This is a genomic window from Cupriavidus oxalaticus, assembly GCF_038900635.1.
Classification (GTDB): Bacteria; Pseudomonadota; Gammaproteobacteria; order Burkholderiales; family Burkholderiaceae; genus Cupriavidus; species Cupriavidus oxalaticus_B.
The window spans coordinates 489,572-513,960 of record NZ_JAYMRX010000002.1 but is presented as its reverse complement, the minus strand read 5'-3'; the positions used below and the strand labels follow the sequence as shown (position 1 = coordinate 513,960).

General features: G+C 67.5%; 20 protein-coding genes. 6 read left to right on the top strand and 14 right to left on the bottom strand.

The window, feature by feature from the left end; genetic code table 11:
- Positions 1 to 8: 8 nt before the first annotated feature.
- The 6 genes from VSR71_RS06485 to VSR71_RS06460 all read right to left on the bottom strand — a co-directional run bounded on the left by VSR71_RS06485 (position 9) and on the right by VSR71_RS06460 (position 6,673).
- Complete coding sequence (locus VSR71_RS06485; RefSeq protein WP_342913085.1) at positions 9 to 974, bottom strand: GntR family transcriptional regulator; 966 nt, start codon at positions 972 to 974, stop codon at positions 9 to 11.
- Between the two features lie 247 nt (positions 975 to 1,221).
- Positions 1,222 to 1,581 carry a hypothetical protein gene (locus VSR71_RS06480; protein WP_342913084.1) on the bottom strand — a complete coding sequence of 120 codons (360 nt, stop codon included), beginning with the start codon at positions 1,579 to 1,581 and terminating at the stop codon, positions 1,222 to 1,224.
- A 473-nt stretch (positions 1,582 to 2,054) separates the two neighbouring features.
- Positions 2,055 to 3,032, bottom strand: coding sequence for a tripartite tricarboxylate transporter substrate binding protein (locus tag VSR71_RS06475; protein ID WP_342913083.1), 978 nt, complete (start codon positions 3,030 to 3,032; stop codon positions 2,055 to 2,057).
- A gap of 128 nt (positions 3,033 to 3,160) precedes the next feature.
- Positions 3,161 to 4,408 carry a CoA transferase gene (locus VSR71_RS06470; RefSeq protein ID WP_342913082.1) on the bottom strand — a complete coding sequence of 416 codons (1,248 nt, stop codon included), beginning with the start codon at positions 4,406 to 4,408 and terminating at the stop codon, positions 3,161 to 3,163.
- Positions 4,409 to 4,709: 301 nt separating this feature from the next.
- Positions 4,710 to 6,371: a cation acetate symporter gene (locus VSR71_RS06465; protein ID WP_342913081.1), complete on the bottom strand. Its 1,662-nt coding sequence runs from the start codon at positions 6,369 to 6,371 to the stop codon at positions 4,710 to 4,712.
- On the bottom strand, positions 6,368 to 6,673 hold the full coding sequence (locus tag VSR71_RS06460) for a DUF485 domain-containing protein (protein ID WP_342913080.1): 306 nt from the start codon (positions 6,671 to 6,673) through the stop codon (positions 6,368 to 6,370). The genes VSR71_RS06465 and VSR71_RS06460 overlap by 4 nt, the downstream gene beginning before the upstream one ends.
- Before the next feature lie 408 nt (positions 6,674 to 7,081).
- Between VSR71_RS06460 and VSR71_RS06455 the strand changes: the two genes are divergently transcribed.
- Positions 7,082 to 7,468 (top strand): hypothetical protein, encoded by a 387-nt coding sequence (locus VSR71_RS06455; RefSeq protein ID WP_342913079.1) that lies wholly within the window; start codon positions 7,082 to 7,084, stop codon positions 7,466 to 7,468.
- A 64-nt stretch (positions 7,469 to 7,532) separates the two neighbouring features.
- Here the strand turns inward: VSR71_RS06455 and VSR71_RS06450 are convergent, their stop codons facing one another.
- From VSR71_RS06450 to VSR71_RS06415, 8 genes are all read right to left on the bottom strand, one after another.
- The gene (locus VSR71_RS06450) at positions 7,533 to 9,518 is read right to left on the bottom strand and encodes a response regulator (protein WP_342913078.1); all 1,986 of its coding nucleotides are present in this window, start codon (positions 9,516 to 9,518) and stop codon (positions 7,533 to 7,535) included.
- Positions 9,519 to 9,520: 2 nt separating this feature from the next.
- Positions 9,521 to 10,432: a sensor histidine kinase gene (locus tag VSR71_RS06445; RefSeq protein ID WP_342913077.1), complete on the bottom strand. Its 912-nt coding sequence runs from the start codon at positions 10,430 to 10,432 to the stop codon at positions 9,521 to 9,523.
- 2 nt (positions 10,433 to 10,434) lie between these two features.
- On the bottom strand, positions 10,435 to 11,433 hold the full coding sequence (locus VSR71_RS06440) for a SpoIIE family protein phosphatase (protein WP_342913076.1): 999 nt from the start codon (positions 11,431 to 11,433) through the stop codon (positions 10,435 to 10,437).
- 28 nt (positions 11,434 to 11,461) lie between these two features.
- Positions 11,462 to 11,875: an anti-sigma regulatory factor gene (locus tag VSR71_RS06435; protein WP_342913075.1), complete on the bottom strand. Its 414-nt coding sequence runs from the start codon at positions 11,873 to 11,875 to the stop codon at positions 11,462 to 11,464.
- Entirely contained in the window at positions 11,872 to 12,240 is a 369-nt protein-coding gene (locus VSR71_RS06430) for an STAS domain-containing protein (RefSeq protein WP_342913074.1), read from the bottom strand. The genes VSR71_RS06435 and VSR71_RS06430 overlap by 4 nt, the downstream gene beginning before the upstream one ends.
- A gap of 15 nt (positions 12,241 to 12,255) precedes the next feature.
- Entirely contained in the window at positions 12,256 to 13,107 is an 852-nt protein-coding gene (locus VSR71_RS06425) for an STAS domain-containing protein (protein ID WP_342913073.1), read from the bottom strand.
- Positions 13,108 to 13,363: 256 nt separating this feature from the next.
- Positions 13,364 to 17,647 carry a trifunctional serine/threonine-protein kinase/ATP-binding protein/sensor histidine kinase gene (locus tag VSR71_RS06420; RefSeq protein ID WP_342913072.1) on the bottom strand — a complete coding sequence of 1,428 codons (4,284 nt, stop codon included), beginning with the start codon at positions 17,645 to 17,647 and terminating at the stop codon, positions 13,364 to 13,366.
- Positions 17,648 to 17,691: 44 nt separating this feature from the next.
- Positions 17,692 to 18,351, bottom strand: a complete 660-nt coding sequence (locus tag VSR71_RS06415) for a response regulator transcription factor (RefSeq protein WP_342913071.1) — start codon at positions 18,349 to 18,351, stop codon at positions 17,692 to 17,694.
- A 335-nt stretch (positions 18,352 to 18,686) separates the two neighbouring features.
- On the opposite strand from VSR71_RS06415, the gene VSR71_RS06410 reads away from it, so the two are divergent.
- The 5 genes from VSR71_RS06410 (at position 18,687) to VSR71_RS06390 (ending at position 24,383) form a co-directional block, all read left to right on the top strand.
- Positions 18,687 to 19,373, top strand: coding sequence for a hydrolase (locus tag VSR71_RS06410; protein WP_342913070.1), 687 nt, complete (start codon positions 18,687 to 18,689; stop codon positions 19,371 to 19,373).
- A 123-nt stretch (positions 19,374 to 19,496) separates the two neighbouring features.
- Positions 19,497 to 20,318: an alpha/beta hydrolase gene (locus tag VSR71_RS06405; protein ID WP_342913069.1), complete on the top strand. Its 822-nt coding sequence runs from the start codon at positions 19,497 to 19,499 to the stop codon at positions 20,316 to 20,318.
- An 89-nt stretch (positions 20,319 to 20,407) separates the two neighbouring features.
- Positions 20,408 to 22,273, top strand: coding sequence for an amidohydrolase (locus tag VSR71_RS06400; protein ID WP_342913068.1), 1,866 nt, complete (start codon positions 20,408 to 20,410; stop codon positions 22,271 to 22,273).
- A gap of 32 nt (positions 22,274 to 22,305) precedes the next feature.
- Positions 22,306 to 22,746, top strand: a complete 441-nt coding sequence (locus tag VSR71_RS06395; protein WP_342913067.1) for a DoxX family protein — start codon at positions 22,306 to 22,308, stop codon at positions 22,744 to 22,746.
- Positions 22,747 to 22,751: 5 nt separating this feature from the next.
- A complete protein-coding gene (locus VSR71_RS06390) occupies positions 22,752 to 24,383 on the top strand; it encodes an MFS transporter (protein WP_342913066.1) in 1,632 nt (543 codons plus the stop codon).
- Positions 24,384 to 24,389 lie beyond the last annotated feature (6 nt).

Genomic DNA, 24,389 nt, shown 5'->3' with positions numbered 1-24,389 from the left:
CAGCGCTGCTACAAGGCGAGCGTAAACGGCAGCAACAGCGCATTCACCAACAGCAAGCCGAAGAAGACGAGCGCGATGGCCGCGGAGACGCTGCGAGGCCGCGCCTGCCCTGGACCCGCCGTTCGCCGCGTCCACAGGAAGCCGGCCCCCATGCCCAGCACCGCCAGCCCGGAAAACACGCTCTCCGCGGTCAGCGCGGCCGGGTAAGCCCGGGCGGGGGTGGTGTTGAAGCTTTCGATGAACGGGAGCGATTCCATCGCAGCGGGTGCCGGCGTCGGCGCGGCTGCGGGAACCGGCTGTGTCAGCACCTCCGATACCTGAACCACTTGCGGCGCAGGCAATGCTGTCGCCGGTGATGCATCGGGCTCGGATGGCGCAGACGTCTCGTCCGGAACGGCGGTCAGTGCAGGGGCCAGCAGTGGCGCGGTTGCCAGCTCCTGGATGGCCGGGGTGGCCGCCGTCAGCGGCGTCAGCGGCATTATCGGGGTTATCGGGGTTATCGGGGTTATCGGGACTTTGGCCGTGGCCGACGTAGACGGCGCAGACGGCGGGGAAGCAGGCCGCCCCGAAGTACTTTTCATCGAGTCCCGTTCCCGCCAGAACTTCGCGAACAGGCCCTCCAGGCAGCGTGCCGACTCGCATGCATCGCGCCGCGCACGCCACGCCGTGATATCGCCGTCGTCGATCCTGCCCTTGCGCAGCATCCGCTGCTGTTCGGCGTAGATGCGCTCGTAGCGGTCCGATAACCGGGACGAGTCGCAGATCAGCGCGTGGCGCTGGCGCGGCCTGGGCTCGTCAGTAATGAGCGAGCATCGCACGCCGGATCCATCCGGATTGCTGCAGCGGACCGTGGGTTCGCCCGCAGGCGACTTGCATGCGATGTCGGAGGCCCATGCGCCGCCGACGGCGAACAGGCACGCAGCAACAGCCGCAGCTACCAGCGAGGCGAGGCGCCCGAGGATCCTTTTCATCATGATGCCCCATCGTGAATCGGCCCAAGGCTTTCAAGCTAGTCGCTAGTTGGCGGGTCATACAAGTGCTGGTTTTTGCAGGCCTGCGTCAGCGCACATGGCGCCGGTTCAGCCGGCAGGAAAGCGCGCTGTCCGTCTCTCGCCGCAGCTCGCCGGGCGCACAAACAATGCGAATACCCGCGCCCTTGGCAGGGGTGAAGGCGGCCGGGCTGCCAGTCCCTGCAGCGGCTGACTTCCAAGGCTTGCGCAACTACCAGCGAATCCGCATGCCAAGGTTGCCGCCGCTGACGCTGACATTGCCGCCGATCACACCGCCGGACAGGATGACGGTGTCATTGCCAAAGCCCGCTACCAGGTTGCCGCGGATGGTGCCGCCGGACATGTCGAAGATATTGTTGTCCAGCTTCATGTCGACGCGGCCGATGGTGCCGCCAGTCATGGTGGCGACGTCGCCGTCCTCGAACGCACCCACGATGGTGCCGCCTGACATGAAGAACGTGTCGCGCGTGTCGCCCTGCGACAGCGACCCGATCTGGCCGCCGGTCATGCGGAAGTCATCGGGATTTGCGCCCTGCGCCACCGCGGCGGTGATGATGCCATCGGAGATCACGGCGCGGTTGTTGCCGTTACCCTGGCTGATTAAACGCGCGTTTTAAATAAATTGCCGACTGCCGACTTATGGCGGCGGCGATTCGTTCCGCGGGGAATCAGCGAAATTGCCGAAAATCAGTGCCAGACAAGGCGGGCGCGCAAAGTCTGGCTGCAAAACAATCCAGGATCGAGATAATTGTTTTCGAAATTTTGCGGCACACAATTCCCCGTTGACGAGGGCGGCCAACAATTAGTCTCGGCGGATATTCAAGCAGGTTTCAGGGAATCAGGCAGCCGCTGCGCCGGCACCGTGCAGGGCGGCTTGCAGGGCTTTGGCATGGCCCGGACCACGGTGCTGGTGCCATGGCCGTTTATCCGGAGATTTCCGAATGACTGGGTGGAGTCGAAGCAGCGGTGCAATGACCGCTACCCGACTCTTGCGGGAACACTATTCGAAAGCTGTTCGACCGCTATTCGGCCGTTATTTGACCGTTATTCGACCGCGATACCCTTGTCGCGGATGACCTTGCCCCACTTGGCATAGTCCTGGCTGATGCGCTGGCTCATCTGCGCCGGCGCCTGGTAGCTGGCGATGGCGCCCGCCTTCAGCAGCTTGTCCTGCACGTCCTTGTCGGCCAGGATCTTGCCCACTTCGCCGGAGATGCGGTCGACCACGTCCTTGGGCGTGCCCGGGGGCGCCAGCAGGCCGCCCCACGACACCGCGTCATAGCCCTTGAAGCCCTGCTCGGCAATGGTCTTGACGTCGGGCAGCATGGCGACGCGCTGCGGCGAGCCGACGGCGATGGCGCGCAGCTTGCCGGCCTGGATGTGCGGCAGCGCCGCGACCAGGTCTGCGTACATGATGGGCACCTGGCCGCCGATGGTGTCGCTGATCGCCGGCACGCCGCCCTTGTAGGGCACGTGCTGCATCTCGAAGCCGCCCAGCTGCTTGAGCAGCTCCATGCTCAGGTGGCCGAAGCTGCCGGCGCCGGAGCTGGTGTAGTTGAGCTTGCCCGGCTGCGCCTTGGCCTGCGCGATCAGCTTGGCCAGGTCGGTCACGTTAGGCAGCAGCGTCGGATTGACCACCACCACGATGGGCAGGTCGTAGACCGTGGCCACCGGCGTGAAATCCTTGGTGGTGTCGTATCCCGCCTTCTTGTACAGGAACGGCGCCAGCAGCGTCGGCGTGGCCAGCATCATCAGCGTGTAGCCGTCGGGCGCGCTCTTGGCGACCTGGGCGGCAGCGATGGAGCCCGAGGCGCCGGCGCGGTTTTCCACCACCACCGGCTGCTTGAGGGCTTCGCCCAGCTTCTGGCCGACGATGCGCGATGCGGTATCCGTGGGCCCGCCCGGCGGGAACGGCACGACCAGCTTGATGGGCTTGGTCGGCCACGACTGGGCGAAGGCCGTGCTGACCAGCAGCGGTGCAGCGGCCAGCGCCAGGATCGCGCGGCGGCGGGAATGAACCATACGGGTAATGTCTCGAATACGCACTTTCTTGTTCCAGTTGAATCAGCGCAAGGCAATCCAGCCCCCTTGCCGGGCGCGCTGCGCGTGCGCCATGGGCCTGCCATGGGCACGACGCGCGGCGCGAATGCTCAGGCCGACGCCGGCGTGTCCGGCAGCGTCAACACGCCGCTGGCCTGCAGCGCCTGCAGCTGCTCATCGCTCATCTGCAGCAGGTTTTGCAGCACGGCTCGCGTGCCTTCGCCCAGCGTGGGCGGCGCGCTGCGGATCGGCAGGCGCTGGCCGTCGAGCCGGTAAGGCGGCGCGAACACATGGGTGGTGCCGGCGACCGGATGCGGCATCTCGCGCAGCAGGCCGCCCTGGCGGGTGCGTTCGCTGGTCAATGCCTCGTGCAGCCCGGCCACCTTGCCGCACGGAATGCCGCACGCGCTCATGCGTTCGAGCAGCAGGTCGCGCGCAAAGGTGCGGATCAGGCCCGTGATCAGCGGGGTCAGGGTCTCGCGGTTCCTGGCGCGCTCGACATTGGTGGCGTAGCGCGGATCCTCGACGATGTCCGGGCGCTCGATCACCTGGCGGCAGAACTTGTCGAACTGGCTGTTGTTGCCGACCGCGATGATCAGCGGGCCATCGGCGGCCTCGAACATGCCGTAGGGCACGATCGACGGATGGGCATTGCCGTAGCGGGCCGGATCGCGGCCCAGCAGCATGGCGTCCAGGCCGTAGTAGCCGGTCACCATCAGGCCGCAGTCGTACAGCGCCATTTCGATCAGCTGGCCCTTGCCCTTGCGTTCGCGGCGGAACAGTGCCGCCAGCACGGCCTGCGCGGCGTACATGCCGGTCATCAGGTCCACCACGGCCACGCCAAACTTCAGCGGCGGGGTATCGGCTTCGCCATTGAGCGCCATCAGTCCGGCCTCGCCCTGGATCACCAGGTCATAGCCGGGGCGCTTGGCCTCGGGGCCGCTGGCGTTGTAGCCGGAAACCGCGCAGTAGATCAGATCAGGCTTGATCGCCTTGAGCTGCTCGTAGCCCAGGCCCAGCTTCTCGGCGCCGCCGGTCTTGAAATTGTGGATGACCACGTCGAACTGCGGCAGCAGGTCATAGACGATCTGCACGCCTTCCTTGCTCTGCAGGTCCAGCGTGATCGACCGCTTGTTGCGGTTCATGCTGTTGAAATACGTGGTCTCGGTCTTGCCGATGCGCATGCCCCAGTCGCGCGTATCGTCGCCGCGTCCGGGGTGCTCGACCTTGACGACTTCTGCGCCGAAATCGGCCAGGACCTGGCCGCACAGCGGGCCGGCGAACACACGCGACAGGTCGAGTACGCGTACCCCCTCAAGCGGGAAGTCGATGCCTTGGGATGATTCGGGCGTCTGCAAGTCTTGTCTCCTTGGGCTGTTTCGAGGTACGAGCCGTCTTTGGGAAATCGTAGCCCTTGCCGGGCTGGCGCCACGCATGGCAGGCGTGGCTGTGGTGTGGCGCGCTGGCGTGGCGCGCCCAGCCCATCATTCTTGCTTGGATAAATAGCCTATACAATCCCAATCGACATTGACAAAATGTTCAATAAAATTTGACAACGCTCCGCGCAGGGCCCAAATGCGTGGCGCCCGGGCATCCGACTGGAGTCGAATGCCCGGGCGCCACGTTGACTTCACATTCGCCGGGAGGTACCTGCCTGCTTCAGTGGCTGGCTCCCTCCACCGCGCCGATGCCGGTCTCGGAACGCAGCTCCTGCGCCTCGAAGCCAGCCTTGTCCACGCGGGCCCGCGTCGACTTGTCCGTCACCGAGAAGAACCAGATCCCCAGGAAACCGGCCGTCATCGAGAACAGCGCCGGCGACGTGTACGGGAACGGCGCGCTGTCGAAGTGGAACACGTCCACCCACACGGCCTGCGACAGGATGGTCAGCACCACCGCCGACAACAGCCCGATAAAGCCGCCGACCGTGGCGCCGCGCGTGGTGCAGCCCTTCCACAGCACCGACATGAACAGCACCGGGAAGTTGGCCGACGCCGCCACGGCAAACGCCAGCGACACCATGAAAGCGATGTTCTGCTTCTCGAACACGATGCCAAGCACCACCGCAACCAGGCCAAGGATGATGGTGGTGATGCGCGAGACGCGCAGTTCGACCGAACTCGTCGCCTGCCCCTTCTTGAAGACCGTGGCATAGAGATCGTGCGAGACGGCCGAGGCACCGGCAAGCGTCAGGCCCGCGACCACCGCGAGGATGGTGGCAAAGGCCACGGCGGAGATGAAGCCGAGGAATACATTGCCGCCCACCGCGCTGGCCAGGTGCACCGCCGCCATGTTGATGCCGCCGAGCAGCTTGCCGCTGCCGTCCTGGAAGCTCGCGTTGGTGCCTACCAGCACGATCGCGCCGAAGCCGATGATAAAGGTCAGGATGTAGAAGTACCCGATCCACGTGGTAGCCCAGAACACCGACTTGCGCGCCTCCTTGGCATTGGGCACGGTAAAGAAGCGCATCAGCACGTGCGGCAGGCCGGCGGTGCCGAACATCAGCGCAATGCCGAACGAGATCGCGGAGATCGGGTCCTTGATGAAGTTGCCCGGGCTCATGATCGAGTCCTGCTTGGCATGGACCTCCACCGCCTTGGCGAACAGCGCCTCGGGGCTGAAGTGATACTGCGCCAGCACCATGAACGCCATGAACGAGGCGCCGCCAAGCAGCAGGCACGCCTTGATGATCTGCACCCAGGTGGTCGCGGTCATGCCGCCGAACAGCACGTACACCATCATCAGCGCGCCGACGATGACCACTGCGATCCAGTATTCCAGCCCGAACAGCAGCTTGATCAGCTGGCCCGCGCCGACCATCTGCGCGATCAGGTAGAACGCCACCACCACCAGCGTGCCCGATGCCGCGAACGCGCGCACCGGCGCCTGCTTGAAGCGGTACGCGGCGACGTCGGCGAAGGTGAAGCGGCCCAGGTTGCGCAGCCGCTCCGCCATCAGGAACGTGATCACCGGCCAGCCTACCAGGAAGCCGATCGAATAGATCAGGCCGTCATAGCCGTTGGCATACACCGCCGCGGAAATGCCCAGGAACGACGCCGCCGACATGAAGTCGCCGGCGATCGCCAGGCCGTTCTGGAAGCCGGTGATGCCACCGCCGCCGGTGTAGAACGCGGCGGCGGACTTGGTCTTGGAGGCCGCCCATTTGGTGATGTAGAGCGTGCCGAGGACGAACACCACGAACATGCCGATGGCGGTCCAGTTGGTCGGCTGGCGCACGGCCTGCCCCATGTCGCCGCCGGCGGCGAACACGCCCGCCGACAGCAGCAGCGCCGCGGCGCCGAAGATTGCGTGGCGGGCGTTCATGCGACCTCCCGCTTGATACGTTCGGTCAGCTCGTCGTAGGTGCGGTTGGCATGCTGCACATACAGTCCGGTGATGACCACCGTGAAGACGATCACGAACAGCCCGATCGGCATGCCCCATGTCATCACACCTTCGCCCGTCTTCCTGGCAAGCAGGTCCTTGTCGAAGGCGATCAGCAGCACATAGCCGTAGTAGATCACCAGCATCGCCGCGGTCAGCAGCCAGCCGAGGCGCGAACGCCTGCGCACCAGCTGCAGATAATTGGGATTGGTCTTCAGTCGCCTGACCAGATCTTCATGCATTCCTGTCTCCTGCCATCTATGCGTGGTCTTGCACGGTTCACCCGCGGCGGGACGCCGCGAGTCCGTGCTGCATAAATTAACGGCCGCCCCTTACCTGCTTCTTACACGGTGCAGAAATCGGCACCGGGGGTAAACGCTGAGAACGCTGAGTCGAGACGCGGGGCGGGAGCTCCCCGGCGATGTGGGCTGTTGGTTGGCAAGGGCGGCGCATGCGCCGCAAGTCGGGCCGCACCCAACACTCTTGTCGGTGAACGAGCGGTATTTCCACGCGTAGCGGGACGTCGGCGCCATTTTCTTGCCACTGCATCCGGTGGCATGCCTCCTGCGTAAAAGCAAGCGGACGCTGCAGCGTTCTGCCCGCTTCTTCTGCCCCCTTTTTTGCTTCCTACCGTTCATCGGAGTACCGCCATGATTCGACAGTTCGCTCACACGTTCCTTGCCACCGCTGCGATCGCAGTAGCCTGCACCGCCAGCGTCGCCCACGGCGCAGCGCCTCGCGACAGCGGGCATGCCGGCGACAAGTACGGCTATTCCTTCCGGGTCGACATGCACGATGTGTTCAGCGAAGGCGCACGCACCGGCCGCTTCGACGTGTTTGCCGAGGGCGCGAGCACCGAGGCTCCGTCCGCCAATGCGCAGTTCATGTCGGGCCTGGACCGCAGTGGCGTATCAGCGGATCCTGCTCGCAAGTTCGACGTGTACAACGATGGCGCACTGGCGGGCCTGGACCGCAGCGGCGTATCGGCCGACCCGGCGCGCAAGTTCGACGTCTATTCCGATGGAGCATTGGCCTGAGCAATGCCCGAGATCGGGGCGTCGAATATCCGCCTCGAATGACGAGCAGCGGCGTGGCCGTGGCCTAGCCGTACTTCCCGCCCGGCAGCGCCATCTCGATCGCGCTCATCAGTTCCTGCAGTCGCAGCGGTTTCGCGCACACCGCATCGAAGCCGCTTTCCATCGCCAGGCGCCGGTCCTGCTGGCGCGTGAAGGCGGTCAGGGCGATGGCCGGCACGCGCGCGCGGGACCCCACCACCTCCTGCGCGCGCACTTCGCGGACCAGTTCATTGCCGTCGCGGCCAGGCAAGCCGATGTCGCTGATGATCAGGTCCGGCGTGGCGTTCGCGATCTGCGCCAGTGCGTCGTCGCTGTCGCGGGCGCTGCGGACATGGGCGCCAAAACCCGCCAGGATGGCGCTCAGGGCGGCGGCCGCATCGCTGTCGTCTTCCACCAGCACGATATCGAGTCCGTCCAGCCGCGTCGTGTTCCCGGGTGCGCCGTGGTCGGTGACGCCGGCAACGTCTGCCTCCGCTGGCTCGGGGCTCGGGGTCAGCAGCGGGACGGTGATCTCGAAGGTGGCGCCGTGGCCTACCCCCTCGCTGTAGGCCTGCACGATGCCGCCATGCATCTCGGCAAGGCGCTTGACGATCGCCAGCCCCAGGCCCAGCCCGCCCTGCGCGCGACGGTTGGTACCTTCGCTCTGGGTAAAGCGGTCGAACAGGAATGGCAAAAATTCCGGATCGATGCCACGGCCCGCGTCGATCACGGACACGCTCAGGATTTCCGTATCGGACTTCGCAACCACGCGGACGGTGGCGCCTTCAGGCGAGAACTTGATCGCGTTGGAGATGAGGTTCCACAAGATCTGCTGGAAGCGCGCCGGATCGAGCCACGCAGACTGCGCCAGGTCCGGTGCGATTTCCGCCTGCAGCGACAGCCGCTTGTCGCTGGCCATCAGTTGCATGCTGTCGAGTACGGCGCGGATGACGGTGGCCGGGTTGGCCATCTCGCGTTCCAGCTTCATCTTGCCGACATTGAGCAGCGACACGTCGACCAGGTCTGCCACCAGCCGCTGCTGGATGGCGACATTGCGTTCGACCGCGGCCAGCCCGCGGCGCCCTTCGTCGGTGGTGACGTGGCGGCCCAGCACATGGGTCCAGACCGAGATCACATTGAGCGGGTTGCGCAGTTCGTGCGACAGGATGGCGATGAACTCGTCCTTCATGCGATTCACGCGTTCGACGCCGGCACGCGCCGCCTGTTCGCGTTCGATCAGTTGCTCCTGCTGGCGCTCGAGGTGGAGCCGCTCGGTCGCGTCCGTCACGACCGCGACCCGGTCCCCCGATGGCGTGGTCGGGGAAATGTTCCAGTCGAGGTGGACCGGCTCGCCCGCCGCGTCGAGCAGCGGGAACGATCCCTGCCATCCCACGTCCGCAGGCACCATGGCTTCCGCGGCGCGCGCGGCAAAATCGCCGGGAACCAGCGCGGCGACTGACTGCCCGAGCAGATCCGAGGCCCGCCGGTGCAGCAGCGTCAGCATGGCAGGATTGACGTCGATCAGCTGGCCGCGGGCGTCCAGCACGCAGATGCCGCTGGTGGCCTGCTGGTAGATCGCGCGCAGGCGTGCCTCGCTCTCGCGCAGCGAGCGCTCGGCCGCGGCGGCGCGCGCCAGCGCCGAGACCGTGGCAATCAGCACTTCCGGCTCGGCGGGATGGATCAGGTAGGCCGTGGCGCCGGCATTCAGCCCGCGCGCCTTGTCGTAGTCCTGGACGTAGGTGGCCGACAGGTGGATCACCGGCAGCGTCGCGGTATCCGGGTCGGCGCGCAGCCGTTCGCACACCTGGATCCCGTCGATATCCGGCAGGTTGACGTCGAGCACCATCACCGAAACGCCCGGAGTTCTCGCCAGGCGCAATGCGTCCAGCCCGCAATCGGACTCGGTGGTGCGGAACCCGGCGCTCTTGAGCACGCGCACGGTTGAATAGCGGGTGATCGGGTTGTCGTCGACGACCAGTACGAGGGGAGATGACGCGGACGGTGCTGCGTGCTGCGTGGATTGCGGGTCCATGATCATGCCTTTGCTGCGCCCGCTGGCGCCGGCGCTGCGGGATATGTGAGCGGCAGCGTGACGTAGAAGCGCGAGCCCACATCGACTTCGCTCTCGAAACCGACCCGCCCGCCCAGCACCTCTGCCAGCCGCTTGCTGAGCGCAAGGCCAAGCCCGGAGCCGCGCAGACGGCGCTGCAGCGGCGAATCGATCTGCACGAAATCCTGGAACACAGCGCCATGCATCGCCGCCGGGATGCCAATGCCAGTGTCCTTGACCGAGAACATGACCTCGTCCTCGCCCACCCGATTCGCGGCAACGCGGATTTCGCCGCGCGGTGTGAACTTGAGGGCGTTGGAGATGAAATTGCGCAGGATCTGCGACAGCTTGCGGTCGTCGCTGTAGAGATTCGGCACCTCATGCGGTTCTTCAAAGATCAGCGACACCTCGGGATTGGTCAGCACCGGCTTGAACATGCCGCGCAGCGTATCGAACAGCGCGACCATGTCGAACCATGCCGGGGATACGTCGACCCTGCCCGCCTCGAGCTTGGCCAGGTCGAGCAGGTCGTTGACCATGTCGGCGAACTCCGCTGCGGTCTCGCGCACGAACATCACCTGCCGTTCCTGCTCGGGGGTGAGCGGACCGTCCACGCGATCGATCAGCAGGCGGGTGATGCTCTGGATCGCGACGATGGGCGTGCGGAATTCATGGCTCATGTACGCCAGGAAGCGGCTCTTCAGTTCGGTGGCCTGGCGCAGTTGCTCCGCCTGGATGTCCAGTTCCGCGTACAGTGCCAGCACGCCGCGGTTGGTCTCCTCCAGTTCCGCGCGCAGGCTGTCGCACTCGCGGATCTTGGCGTCCAGGGCCTCGCGCAATTCGTCCGGACTCGGCGGCGCGTCCGGCGGCAGGCGGGAGTCGTCGTGGCTGGCCATGCTCAACCCTCGGCGCGGCGGATCACGAGCACGGTCGCGTCATCCCGGCCCCGGCCGAACTTCCAAACGATAAACGCCGCGATCAGCGTGGGATCGTGCCGCAACAGGCTGGCATCGTCCAGTTGCCAGCGCGACTGCACGCCATCCGAGAACAGGATCACCAGCGCATGGGCCGGCCATTCCATCACCTGCTCCTGGATGGCATGCACCTGGATCCCGGCGGTGCCGTGCTGCGGCAGCAGCGTGCGGTCTGCCGTGCCCGAGATAACGCGGCCCATCACGTTGCCGGCGCCGGCGAAATGGATCTGGTTGCCGCGCAGGTCCAGCCGCGCCGCGCTGATGGCGGCGCCGCGGGTGCTGCGGAGGGCCGCGTGGGCGCGTTCAAGGACCTGGGACGGGCTGCCGCAGGGCTTCTCGGCAAACGCCGCCAGCGCGGCCCTGGCGGCGTCGGCGGCCAGCGGGCCATGCCCGAGGCCGTCGGCCAGCACGACGTCGGCGCCGCCCTCGTGCTGTGCGACGCCCCAGCCGTCGCCGCTGACCTGCTCGCCGGGTGCGGCCAGGCACACCGCCCCGACCAGGCAACCGCGCAACCGCGCCTCGCGTACCGGGCGCCCGCCCGGCTCCCGTTCCCGGTAGAACCGCGCCAGGATGACGCTGCCCTGGCCGAGGCGGCTGACGATGTCGAAGTCGTCGGCCATGCGCTGCACCGCGCCCAGCCCCTGCCCGGCGCTGCCCGCGCTGGAATAGCCGTCGCGCATGCAGCCCTGCAGGTCGCGCATGCCGGGCCCCTTGTCCAGCGAAATCAGCTCGATCAGCATGCCGTCGCCGACGTCGCGGGCGCCAATGTACATGCGGCCGCCGACGGCATGGCGTACCAGGTTGCTGCAAAGCTCGTTCGCGACCACGGCGATCCGGCCTGCCAGCACGCTGTCGAAAGCCAGCCGCGCGCACAGGTCGGCCGCGAGCCGGCGGGCTTCGCCGACCCGGCTGGCGTCGTCCATGGGCAGCACGACGGCGGGACCCTGTCCGCTACTTCCACCGAGTGACACTGACACAGGTTCCCTCCCCGACTTGGGTGCGGATGGAGAAATCGTTGACCAGCCGGCGGCTGCCGGACAGGCCCATGCCGAGGCCGTTGCCTGTGGTCCAGCCATCGGTCAGCGCGAGGGAAACGTCGCGGATGCCAGGGCCCTTGTCCTCGAAATGCAGCCGCAAGCCCCGGCGCACGCCTTCGTCGATGAATTCCCAGCGCATTTCGCCGCCATGCCCGTGCACCACCGCATTGCGGGCCAGCTCGCTGGCCGCCGTAATCATCTTAGTCTGCTCGACCAGTGAAAACTGCAGCTGGGCCGTCAGCGTACGCACGACCGAGCGGGCCTGCACGACATCGCGCTCGTCGCGCAGCGGGATCGTTCCGGTGGTGCCAAGCGCGGATTGCGTCACCTGAGCTCACCCCGCTGCGCCTGGTCCAGCAGCGCCATGCCGCGCTCGACGTTGAGCGCGGTCCTGACACCGGTCAGGGGCAGTCCCAGTTCCACCAGCGTGATCGCCACGGCCGGGCGGATGCCGACCACGACCGTGACCGCGCCCAGGATGCGTGCGATATCGGAAATGCCGACCAGCATGCGGCCGATAAACGAATCGACCATTTCCAGCGCCGAGACGTCGATCAGCACGCCGCGCGACGTGTTGCGCTCGATGCTGGCTGCCAGGTCTTCCTGCAGCCGCAGCGCGGTCTGGTCTTCCATGTCGATCTGGATCGTGACCAGCAGGTAGGACCCCATCCGCAGGATCGGAATTCGCTCCATGGATCTGCCTCCCGGTCAGGCCGGCTGGCGGGCCACGGTGTGCCCCGTCATCCGCATTGCGGTGGCCAGCGCGTCGGCCAGCGTTGCCTTGGTCAGGATGCCCTGCAGGTCGATGCCCAGGTGCACGATGGTCTGCGCGATCTGCGGCCGGATCCCGCTGATGATGCTCTCCGCGCCCATCAGGCGGATCGCGGTCACCGTCTTCATCAGGTGCTGGGCCACCAGCGTGTCGACGGTCGGCACGCCGGTAATGTCGATGATGGCCAGCGTGGAGCCGGTTTCGACGATCCGCTCCAACAGGGTCTCCAGCACCAGTTGCGCACGGCTGCTGTCCAGCGTGCCGATCAGCGGTACCGCCAGCACCCCTTCCCACAGCTTGATCACCGGCGTCGACAGCTCGAGCAGTTCCTGCTGCTGGCGCCGGATGATGTCTTCGCGGCTGCGCTGGTAGGTGGACATGGTCCACTGCGCCATGCGGTCGACGATGGCGGACGTGGCCCAGATCACGTCGATCTGCGCTTCCAGGTTGCTGCGGTCGCGCTGCAGCGCCTCGAAGATGGGCCGTTTGAGCGACAGCACAAAGCCGCTGGTCACGTCCGCGGTCTCGCCTTGCGCGGCGCGCGAGGCCGACAAGTGGGCGAGCGCCTCGCGCAGTTCGGCGAACGGCGCCTGCTCGAAGCCGCCCGCATCGCCATTGGCGCGCAAGGCGGCCTGCAGGCCGTGCAGGATGGAGCGCTGCTCGCTCGCAAGATTGCCGGTGAAGCCTCGGCCGCCGGACAACGACTGGTATTCGGCGGCCCAGCCATCGGCAATCTTCTCGGCTTCGGCATGCAACAGGTCGGCAAGTCGCTGGTTTTCTGGACGCATGTGGATGGCGAAAGTTGTAAGCGATGCACAGGAGACAAACGACACAGTGTCAGTGCATTCTAGGAGAGATTGATAGCTCACTCCACGTTACTTCGCGCTCCACAAAACAAAGACGGGTACAGCCGTGTGCACTGCCGTGCACGGCTGCGCCCGTCTGGTCCAATCACGGATCGCTCTGCCGCCCCCGGTACACCGGCCAGCCATAGCCGCTGTTCCATATCACATCAATATCGGACGCGTGCAGCGCGCTGGCCCTTCAGCGCTCGTGCGCTGCGGCAGGCCCTGCCGGATGCAATACCGGCAGCCGGAACATGAACTCGCTGCCGCCACTGCGGCGGCGCCTGGCCACCAGCGTCCCGCCGTGCGCCTCGACGATCGAGCGGCAGATTGCGAGCCCCATCCCCATGCCGTCGTCCTTGGTGGTGAAGAAGGCATCGAAGACCTGCGGCAGCACGTCTTCAGTAATGCCGCTCCCGTGATCCTGCACGCTGACGACCACCTCCTCCTGCTCTCGGTACGAAGCCACCAGCAGCTCGCGCTGCTCTGCCGGCGTGCCGGCCATGGCGTCGAGCGCATTGGTGACCAGGTTGAGCACCACTTGCTGGAGCTGCACGCGGTCCGCTTCAACCTGCGTGGCGCCAGCGGCGAGCCGGGTCACGGCCCTGACGCCGTGCGCGTCCAGTTCGGGCCGCACCATCACCAGCACCTCGCGCAGTACCTCGTCCGCGGACAGCGGCGCGAGTACCGCCGGCGCCTGCCGCGCCAGCGCGCGCAGCGCACGCACGATGTCGGCAGCGCGCAGCGCATGCTGGCGGATAAAGGCAAAGCCCTCCAGCGCCTCGCCCAGTTCCGGCTGCGGCCGCTTCAGCCAGCGCACGCTGGCATCGACGGTCGCGACAATGGCTGTCAGCGGCTGGTTGACTTCATGGCCGATCGACGCCGCCAGCGTTCCCATCACGGTCAGGTGCGAGGTACGGGCCAGTTCGGCGCGCGCATCGCGCAGGCCGATCTCGGCGGCCACGCGGCGGTTGTTCTCGCCGATCAGCTGCTCGTACAGCCGCGCCGTTTCGAGCGAGATCGCGACCTGCGGCGCCAGCATTTCCAGCTCGGCGACGTGGTTCGCGCCGAACACGCCCGGGGCATTGTTGTTCTCCAGGTAAACCGCGCCGATCAGGCTGTGTCCGCGTACCAGCGGCAGGCACAGCACCGAGCGCACCCCGCTGTCGATGGCGGCCCTGGTGCGGATCGACGGCGCGTCGACCATGGCGTCGGCGAGCACCAGCGTCTGGCGCGTGCGCAGCACGCTGTTGAGCACCGCCAGCGGCAGCGCGTGCTCGGTGGGCGGCGCCGAGCCAAGTGCCACCGTCACCCTGCCGTCGAGCACGCGGCCCGAGGCCTCGATCATCGGCTCGCCGTCCCGCATCAGCACCAGCAGCCCGTAGCGGGCACCCGCGTGCAGGATCACGGTGCTCAGCAGGCTCTCGACCAGGCGATCCATCACGATCTCGCTGGACAATGCACGCGCCGCCTGCTTGCCGAGTTCCGAGCCGGCGAGCGGGAGCGTGGGCCGCGCCGGCGTGTCGTCAGCCGCGGGCGCGTCGAGTTGCGGATATTGCACGGCCAGCAGCGCCGCCTTGTGTTCGGCGCCCCAGCGCTGGTAGCACGCGCGCGCCACAGCCAGATGCTGCCGGGCCGCCGTATGCAGGCCGTGGCGGATGCACAGCATGCCGGCCAGTTCATGCGCCAGCGCCTGCTCATGCACGAAGCCGGCCGCCGCTGCCGCCTCGGCGGACTGCTCGTAGCAGGCCAGCGCACGCAGCGGATCGCCATCCGCCTGCGCCAGCGCGGCATCGGCCAGGAGCAGCTTGTTGCGGAACGTCAGCGGGTTGAGTGCTGCCCAGCGCGCGAAGCAGGCGCGGTGTGCGGCGATGCCGGCGGCCGCGTGCGGTGCCTGCGCGTGCGCCAGCGCAATGCTGAGGAACAGGCGGCAGTCGGCCACGTTGATATGCGCCGGCGCGGACCAGAGCAGTGTCTCGGCGTGGCGCAGGCTGTGCACCGCCTGCGCCCACTGCCCCAGGAACACCGCCGCCATGCCGTCGTACAGCTGGATCCAGAAGCGGGTCGGCAGCGAATTGCTGCATGCCAGCCGCTGCGCGGCGGTGCCGCAGCGCGCGGCTTCCTCCTGCCACCCGCTGCTATCGATACCCTCGCCACCTTCGCCACCTTCGCCATCCTCGTCGCCCGCGCGCAACCGCTGCACGAAATGCAGCTGCGAATGCAGGATCAGCTCGATGTCCCGGTACTGGACCTGGCGCGTCAGCGCCAGGCCGCGCGCGATCTCTTCCGCCACCAGGCACAGCTGCTCCCCCATGACCAGCAGGTCGGAGGCGATATGGTTGCAGGCATAGCAGGCCATGCCGATGTCGCCGGAGGCGCGCCCCAGCGTCACGGCTTGCTGCGCGTGGCTCAGGGCATACGACAGCGGACGCGTCCAGGCGCTGACCTGGTCGACAGCAACCAGCGTCGCGATGCGTCCCGCTTCATAGCCATGGTGGTCGATCAGTGCCATCGCCGCCTGTCCGTACGCCAGCCCGTCCTCGTACGCCTCGTACAGGCTGGCGATAAACACGCCAAACCATGACAGGCCGTACGGAGACTCCGGCGTGGCGCCATGGTCGAGGGTCAGCTCGACCATCTTGGCCACATGCAGGAAGCTGATGCCATCGCGCACGAACAACGAAGAAATCAGCGTGGACAGCAGCCCCATCACGGCATGGATGCGCGGGTCTGCGGTGGCCGGCAATGACGCCAGGCTGGCGATCTGGCGCTTTCCCAGCGCGGCGCGCACGGCATCATGGGCGTCGCGCATGCGCTGCGCGGACGGCGCGCGCTCCAGGTGTACGTCGAGCAGCGCGAGCCCGGACAAGGCGGCGTTGATCGCGCCTTCATAGTCCGAGCGCACGGTCTGCAGGCTGGCGCGCAGACGGTACACGGCAGCCTGGTCGAGCGCGCTATGCGCGCGCGCGAGCAGCGCATCGATGCCCTCCGACGCGGCATCGAGCCGGGCCTGCGCCAGCAGGCATTCGCAACGCAGCAGGTTGGCGGCGTACGCCAGGTCATAGTGCGCTTGCCACCAGTCCGGCCTCATCAGCGCCTGGGCCGTGTCCATGTAGTGCAGCGCCTGCCCGATCGCACCCGAGCGCCAGGCGCGCCGCCCCGCCACCAGCAGCACCTCGACGAAGGCCACCCGTTGCGGCACCGGCAACGCCTGGCTGGCCCGGATCGCCACGCGCTCGATCTGGTTGCAGATCTCGAACGCATGGTCCGCGAGCCAGCCGCGCCAGTGTTCAATCATGATCTGCGCGATGCGCGCGTGCTCGGCGGGGCGTGCGTGCGGCTCGATCATCGCATACGCGGATTCCAGCACGCGGTCATGCTGGAACGCATAGCCGCTCGGCACCTGTACCAGCAAGCCAGCCTCGACCAACGGCTGCAGCTGGCTGGCCAGCTGTGCGGCGCTGACGCCGGCCACGCGGGCCAGCAGGCCGGCATCGCCGCGCAGCCCCACGCAGGCCAGCTGCTGCAGCAGTTCGGTACCGGTGCGCGGCAGCCTGGCGAAGCGCCGGATCATCAGGTCGACGACGTTGCCGGTGTAGTGCTGCTCGTCGACCTCGGCGGCATGCCAGTCCCAGCCGGTGCCGCCGGCGTGCCTGGTCAGCACGCCGTCGTCGACCAGCGTGCGCAGCAACTGGTAGGAAAAGAACGGGTTGCCCGCGGTCCTGTCGTGCACGGCATGCGCCAGCGTCGCGATACGCGCGGGCGGTTCATCGAGCGCGGCGCCGACCAGCTCGGCGAGATCATCGGCAGCCAGCGGCCTGACGGAGATGCGCGTGACCGCCAGCGCGCCGCTGCGGTTGGCATGCAGCAGCCACGAGAAGCGTTGCTCGACGTCCTGGCCGTGGTCGCGATACGCGGCGATCAGCAGGATGCCGCCCGGACGCCGCACCGTGAAGGCTTCCAGCAGCGCGACGGTGAACGCGTCGGCCCACTGCAGGTCGTCGAAGAACAGCACCAGCGGCAGGCCCGGCGCGGCAAAGGCGGAAAACGTGGCCAGCAGCGCGCCGTGCGCGCGGGCCTGCGCCTGCTGCGCCGGCACGTTGACCAGCGGCGCGGTGCGGCCCAGAACCTGCTCGGTCTCGGGCACCAGTTCTGCCACCACCCTGCCCTGGCCCGCCAGCATGCCAAGCCAGCGCTCGCGCAGCGGCGCCAGCGTGGCCTGCGGCGCATCCAGCAAGCCAAGCGTGAGCGCGAGGATGGCCTGCGCCACTGGCGCATACGGAATATCGAGCTGGAGCTGGTCGCTCTTGCCGGCGGCAGTGCGGGCGCCGGTCTGCGCCGCGGCCTGGCGCGAGAAGGCATTGGCCAGCGCGGACTTGCCGGTGCCGGCGCCGCCGGCGACCAGCACCAGCTCGGACTTGCCGGTGAGGCACACGCGCCCCAGCGCGTCGGTCAGCAGCGCCATCTCGCGATCGCGCCCCACAAGGCACGCCGGGACTTGCAGGGCCGGTGGCGCGGGCTGATCCGTCACTGACCGACCTGGCAAAGACCCAGCAGCTGTGCCATCAGCACCAGCTCGGCAAAGGTGCGCGCCTTCATCTTGCGCATGGCCTGCCCGCGATGGATCTTGACCGTCACCTCGCTGATGCCGATTTCGGCGGCGATCTGCTTGTTCAGCAGGCCGGACACCGCCAGGCCCATGACCTCGGCCTCGCGCGGCGAAAGGGTCTCGTAGCTGGCGCGCAATTCGTCGGTCTTGCGCGCGCCTTCGCGGCGCAGGCGGTCCTTGGCCAGCGCGGCGCTCACCGCGTCGAGCAGGTCCTGGTCGCGGTACGGCTTGGGAATGAAGTCCACGGCGCCGGCCTTCATCGCGGCCACGCTCATCGCGATGTCGCCGTAGCCGGTCATGAAGATGATGGGCAGCGGCACGCCCATGCGTGCCAGCCGGCCCTGCAGGTCCAGGCCGCTGGGGCCGCGCAGCCTGACGTCGAGCACCAGGCAGCACGGCGTATCCGGCAACGGAAAGGCGAGCAGCTCGGCGGCGGACTCAAACAGCACCACGCTCAGGCCGACCGAGCGGAACAGGTTGCCGAGCGCATGGCGCACCCCGGCATCGTCGTCGACGACCAGTACGGTCGCGTCATCGCAGGCACTGTCGTCGGCAGGATCCAGGCTTGGGGATGTCACGGTCTGATCTCCGGTGCATGCGTGCGAGGCCGCACGAGCAGCGGATTATAACCAGCAGGCCGCTATCGGCAATGACCGCCATGCCGGCACAGGGGCGATGTACAAGTCACACGCCACTCATACCATCGTGTTAGTCAGGCGCGCGCCGGTGCCGAACGGCTCGTCCGCTTCCGGCGCAATCGCCGCCGGGCAGCGCTAATACCAACATGCAATGGCGATCCCCGCGCTTGCCGTCTAGTCTTCTATCCGGGCCGCGCGCTGCCGTGCCGTTCGCACGGTGGCCGCCGTTCGCCTGCTCCCGCGCGCTCATACACATTGCCTTGAGGATCGACACCATGTCCAACCCGAAGCTCGAAGTCCTGACCCCGCAGAACAGCCAGCTGATCATCATCGACCACCAGCCGCAGATGGCCTTCGGGGTGCAGTCGATGGACCGCCAGGCCATGAAGAACAATGTCATCGGCCTGGCCAAGGCCGCGAAGATTTTCAATATCCCGACCACCATCACCACGGTCGAGAGCGAATCGTTCTCCGGTTTCACCTATCCGGAGTTGCTCGACGTGTTCCCCGATCAGAAGACGCTGGAGCGTACCTCGATGAACTCGTGGGACGACCAGAAGGTCCGCGACGCGCTCAAGGCAAACGGCCGCAACAAGGTGATCGTCGCCGGCCTGTGGACCGAGGTCTGCAACACCACCTTCGCGCTGTGCGCGATGCTGGAAGGCAACTACGAGATCTACATGGTGGCCGATGCCTCCGGCGGCACCAGCAAGGAAGCCCACGACTACGCCATGCAGCGCATGGTCCAGGCCGGCGCGGTGCCGGTGACCTGGCAACAGGTGCTGCTGGAATGGCAGCGCGACTGGGCGCACCGCGACACGTATGACGCCGTGATGAAACTGGTCAAGGAACATTCCGGCGCCTACGGCATGGGCGTCGACTACGCTTACACGATGGTGCACAAGGCGCCGCAGCGCACCGCCACGACGCACGAGTCGGTGGCGCCGGTGCCCGCGCGCTGATCCCGGCAGCCGGCAATGACCGCCGCTTGCGCGCGGCCAGCACGGCGGCGCGCAAGCCTGCTTACAGGCACCGGCAAGGTGCCTTGCCTTCTTCCACTTCCTGCTCTCCGGAGGGCCTGACCGATGAAAACCATCACCACCCAAGACGGTACCCGCATCTTCTACAAGGACTGGGGCGCGGGCCAGCCGGTCGTGTTCTCGCATGGCTGGCCGCTGCATGCCGATGCATGGGACACGCAGATGCTGTTTCTCGCGCGCCAGGGCTTTCGTGTGATCGCCCATGACCGCCGCGGCCACGGCCGCTCGGACCAGCCCGCGCAGGGCAACGACATGGACACCTATGCGGACGACCTCGCCGCGCTGATCGAAGCGCTGGACCTGCGCGACGCGGTGCTGGTCGGGCACTCGACCGGCGGCGGAGAGGTGGCGCACTACATTGGCCGTCACGGCACCGGGCGCGTGGCCAAGGCGGTGCTGATCGGCGCGGTGCCGCCGCTGATGCTGAAGACCGACGCCAACCCGGGCGGGCTGCCGCTGGACGTGTTCGACGGCATCCGCAAGGGCGTGGCCGAGAACCGCTCGCAGTTCTACCAGGACCTTGCGGTGCCGTTCTTCGGCTTCAACCGCCCGGGCGCCAAGGTCTCGCAGGGCACCATCGATGCCTTCTGGGCGCAGGGCATGGCCGGCGGCATCGTCGGCCAATACGCCTGCATCCGCGAATTCTCGGAGGTCGACTACACCGAGGACCTGAAGAAGATCGACGTGCCCACGCTGATCCTGCATGGCGACGACGACCAGATCGTGCCGATCGACGCCTCGGCCAGGCGCGCCGCCGAGCTGGTCAAGGGCGCGACGCTGAAGGTCTACCCCGGCGCCTCGCACGGCATGTGCGTGGTCAACGCCGACCAGGTCAATGCCGACCTGCTCGCCTTCCTGAAGGGCTGAGCGCGATGCCGCGAGGCCGTTTTACCCGCCGGCAGTTCATTGGCACCGCGGCCGCGTTCGGCGCGGCCGTTTCCCCGGAGATATTCGGCATGCAACCCAGCACCGCGCCCAGCCTCATCCTTGTCAACGGCAAGTTCACCACGCTCGACAAGGCCAACCCGCAGGCGGACGCCGTGGCCATCCGCGACGGCCGCTTCGTCGCCGTGGGCACGCGCCAGGACGTGATGAAGCTGGCCGGCGCACAGACGCAGGTCGTGGACCTGAACGGCCGGCGGGGCATTCCCGGGCTGATCGACAGCCACATGCACATCATCCGCGGCGGCCTCAACTACAACATGGAGTTGCGCTGGGACGGCGTGCGCTCGCTGGCCGATGCCATGCGCATGCTCAAGGACCAGGTCGCGCGCACGCCGGCGCCGCAATGGGTGCGCGTGGTCGGCGGCTTCACCGAGCACCAGTTCGCCGAGAAGCGGCTGCCGACCATCGAAGAACTGAACGCGGTGGCGCCCGATACCCCGGTATTCATCCTGCACCTGTACGACCGCGCCATCCTCAACGGCGCGGCGCTGCGCGCGGTCGGCTATACCAAGGACACGCCCAACCCGCCGGGCGGCGAGATCGTGCGCGATGCGCGCGGCAATCCCACCGGGCTGCTGCTGGCCAAGCCCAATGCCACCATCCTCTATGCCACGCTGGCCAAGGGCCCGAAGCTGCCGCCCGAATACCAGAAGAACTCGACGCGCCATTTCATGCGCGAGGTCAACCGGCTGGGCGTGACCGGCGTGATCGATGCGGGCGGCGGATACCAGAACTATCCCGAGGACTACAGCATCATCGAGGAGCTGCACAAGGAAGGACAGCTGACGGTGCGGCTGGCGTACAACCTGTTCACGCAGAAGCCCAAGGAAGAACTGAACGACTTCAAGACCTGGACCACCAAGGTCACGCCGGGCCAGGGCGACGATCTCTACCGCCACAACGGTGCCGGCGAAATGCTGGTCTACACCGCAGCCGACTTCGAGGACTTCCGCGTCGAGCGGCCCGACATGGTGCCGTCGATGGAAGCCGACCTGGAGCCGGTGATCCGCCTGCTGGCGGAAAAGCGCTGGCCGTGGCGGCTGCATGCCACCTACGACCAGACCATCTCCCGTGCGCTGGACGTCTATGAAAAGGTCGCGAAGGACATCCCGTTCAACGGCCTGAACTGGTTCTTCGACCACGCCGAGACCATCTCCGACCGCAATATCGACCGCATTGCCGCGCTCGGCGGCGGCATCGCCGTGCAGCACCGCATGGCCTACCAGGGCGAATACTTTGTCGAGCGCTACGGCGCGCGCGCCGCCGAGGCCACGCCGCCGGTCAAGAAGATGCTGGAAAAAGGCGTCAAGGTAGGCGCCGGCACCGATGCCACGCGCGTGGCGTCGTACAACCCGTGGGTATCGCTGTACTGGCTCACCACCGGCAAGACCGTGGGCGGCATGGCGATGTACCCGCAGGCCAACCTGCTCGACCGCGAGACCGCATTGCGGCTGTGGACCGAGGCCAACACGTGGTTTTCCTCGGAAGTCGGCAAGAAGGGCCAGATCAAGGCGGGCCAGCTCGCCGACCTGGCGGTGCTGTCGGCCGACTACTTCAGCGTGCCCGGCGACGAGATCCAGGACATCACCTCGGTGCTGACCATCCTGGGCGGCAAGGTGGTCTATGGCGACGCCGACTTCAGCAAGCTGTCGCCGGCGCTGCCTCCCCCGATGCCTGACTGGTCGCCGGTACGCCACGTGGGCGGCTACCAGCCGCGGCCCGAAGCGCGCAAGCTGGCGCTGAACACGGCGTGCGGATGCGCGAGTTCGTGCGGCGTCCATGGCCATGCGCATGCCAGGGCCTGGACCGCCGGCGTGCCGACCTCGGACGAAAGCACGTTCTGGGGCGCGCTGGGCTGCTCATGCTGGGCCTTCTGACCGCCGCTGACCGCTACCAATGGAGACCGGCCATGCCTGAACCGATGACTTCCCTTCCCCTCGCGCCGGCGGACGCCGCCGGACTGCCGCGCTGGATGCGCTGGGTTGCCCTGCTGCTGCTGTGCGCCGCCTACCTGCAGGGCGGCCTGTTCAAGCTGGCCGACTTTCCCGGCGCGGTAGCCGAGATGCGGCACTTCGGGCTGAATCCGCCGGTGCCGATGGCAGCCGCCACCATCGTGCTCGAGCTGGGCGCATGCGCCATGATCCTGCTGGGCTGGCGGCGCTGGCTTGGCGCGCTGGCGCTGGCGGGGTTCACGGTCGGCGCGACCTTGATCGCCAACCGCTTCTGGGACGCCCCGCCTGAAGCCCGCTTCATGATGACCAACGCGTTCTTCGAACACCTCGGCCTGGCCGGCGGCTTCCTGCTGGTGGCCTGGCACGACCTGCGCGAGCGCGCAACCCGGCACGGCTGAGCACGATGGCAGAGCAGGCAACGCAACCTTCTTCCCGCCCCGCCGACGGCGGCACCTTCGCGCCGCTGGCGCAGGCGACCTTTGCCGTGCTGTGGGCGGCAACCATCCTCGGCAATGTCGGCAGCTTCATGCGCGACGTGGCCAGCGCCTGGCTGGCCACCGACCTGTCGTCATCGCCGGCCGCGGTCGCCACGATCCAGGCCGCGGCGACGTTGCCGGTATTCCTGCTGGCGATCCCGGCCGGCGTGCTGTCCGACATCCTCGACCGGCGCCGCTTCCTGATCGCGATCCAGGCCGGGCTGGCGCTGGTCAGCGGCGCGCTGATGATGCTGGCCTGGCGCAACGCGCTGACGATCGAAATCCTGATCGGCATGGCCTTCCTGGGCGGCATCGGCGCGGCGCTGATGGGTCCGACCTGGCAGTCGATCGTGCCCGAATTGGTGCCGCAGCAAGAACTCAAGCGCGCGGTCGCGCTCAACTCGCTCGGTGTCAACATCGCCCGCGCGATCGGCCCCGCCGCCGGCGGCCTGATACTGGCGGCGTTCGGCGCGGCCGCCACCTATGGCGTGGACCTGCTCAGCTATGTCTTCGTGATCGCCGCGCTGCTGTGGTGGAAACGTCCTGCGCGCGCCGCCGACCCGCTGCGCGAGCATTTCCTGGGCGCGTTCCGCGCCGGGCTGCGCTTTACCCGCGCCCACAGCAAGCTGCATGTCGTGCTGGCGCGGGCCGCGGTGTACTTTGCCTTCGGCAGCAGCATCTGGGCGTTGTTGCCGCTGGTGGCCAGGCAACTGCTGAAAGGCGGCGCCGGCCTCTATGGCGTGCTGCTGGGCGCCGTCGGCCTCGGTGCGATCCTGGGTGCGCTGGTCATGCCGCGGCTGCAGCGGCGGCTCGACGCCGACGGAATGATGCTGCTGTCTGCCTGCACTACCGCGGTGGTGATGGCCGGGCTATGCGTGGCGCCGCCGGTCTGGGTCGCGCTGTTGCTGCTGCTGTTCCTGGGCGCGGCATGGATCATCGCGCTGACGACGCTGGGCGGCGTGGCGCAGGCCATCCTGCCTAACTGGGTGCGCGGGCGCGCGCTGGCGGTCTACCAGATGGTATTCAACGGCGCGATGGCGGCGGGCAGCCTGGTGTGGGGTTTTGTCGCGCAGGCGCTGGGTACGCCCGGCGGGCTGCTGGTGGCGGCGGCCGGCATGCTGGCGGCAGCGCTGCTGCTGCACCGGCTGCGCCTGCCGCGCGGCGAAGAGAACCTGGTGCCGGCACGGCACTGGCCCGAACCCGAAGGCGCCGCCGATATCGCGCATGACCGAGGCCCGGTCATGATCCTGATCGAGTACTGCGTCCGCGCGCCGGACCGCGACGCCTTCCTGCGCGCGGTCCACCGGCTTTCCGAGGAACGGCTGCGCGACGGCGCCTTCAACTGGGGCGTGATGGAGGACCCGGCCGACCCGGAATTGCTGACGGAGTGGTTCCTGGTCGAATCGTGGGCCGAGCATTTACGCCAGCACGAGCGCGTGCCGCATGCCGATGCCGATCTGCAGCGCGAGGCCGCCCGCTTCCATGTCGGCGACAAGCCGCCGCGCGTGCGGCACCTGCTCGGCGTCGGATTGCCGCCGGCCCCCGCTGCGCGCAGCTGATCCCCG

Bases quoted from the DNA above. Each gene is read 5' to 3' on its own strand.
- VSR71_RS06485 (WP_342913085.1), bottom strand. From the start codon at position 974: ATGATGAAAAGGATCCTCGGGCGCCTCGCCTCGCTGGTAGCTGCGGCT.
- VSR71_RS06475 (WP_342913083.1), bottom strand. From the start codon at position 3,032: ATGGTTCATTCCCGCCGCCGCGCGATCCTGGCGCTGGCCGCTGCACCG.
- VSR71_RS06465 (WP_342913081.1), bottom strand. From the start codon at position 6,371: ATGAACGCCCGCCACGCAATCTTCGGCGCCGCGGCGCTGCTGCTGTCG.
- VSR71_RS06460 (WP_342913080.1), bottom strand. From the start codon at position 6,673: ATGCATGAAGATCTGGTCAGGCGACTGAAGACCAATCCCAATTATCTG.
- VSR71_RS06455 (WP_342913079.1), top strand. From the start codon at position 7,082: ATGATTCGACAGTTCGCTCACACGTTCCTTGCCACCGCTGCGATCGCA.
- VSR71_RS06450 (WP_342913078.1), bottom strand. From the start codon at position 9,518: ATGGACCCGCAATCCACGCAGCACGCAGCACCGTCCGCGTCATCTCCC.
- VSR71_RS06445 (WP_342913077.1), bottom strand. From the start codon at position 10,432: ATGGCCAGCCACGACGACTCCCGCCTGCCGCCGGACGCGCCGCCGAGT.
- VSR71_RS06440 (WP_342913076.1), bottom strand. From the start codon at position 11,433: ATGGACGACGCCAGCCGGGTCGGCGAAGCCCGCCGGCTCGCGGCCGAC.
- VSR71_RS06430 (WP_342913074.1), bottom strand. From the start codon at position 12,240: ATGGAGCGAATTCCGATCCTGCGGATGGGGTCCTACCTGCTGGTCACG.
- VSR71_RS06425 (WP_342913073.1), bottom strand. From the start codon at position 13,107: ATGCGTCCAGAAAACCAGCGACTTGCCGACCTGTTGCATGCCGAAGCC.
- VSR71_RS06410 (WP_342913070.1), top strand. From the start codon at position 18,687: ATGTCCAACCCGAAGCTCGAAGTCCTGACCCCGCAGAACAGCCAGCTG.
- VSR71_RS06405 (WP_342913069.1), top strand. From the start codon at position 19,497: ATGAAAACCATCACCACCCAAGACGGTACCCGCATCTTCTACAAGGAC.
- VSR71_RS06400 (WP_342913068.1), top strand. From the start codon at position 20,408: ATGCAACCCAGCACCGCGCCCAGCCTCATCCTTGTCAACGGCAAGTTC.
- VSR71_RS06395 (WP_342913067.1), top strand. From the start codon at position 22,306: ATGCCTGAACCGATGACTTCCCTTCCCCTCGCGCCGGCGGACGCCGCC.
- VSR71_RS06390 (WP_342913066.1), top strand. From the start codon at position 22,752: ATGGCAGAGCAGGCAACGCAACCTTCTTCCCGCCCCGCCGACGGCGGC.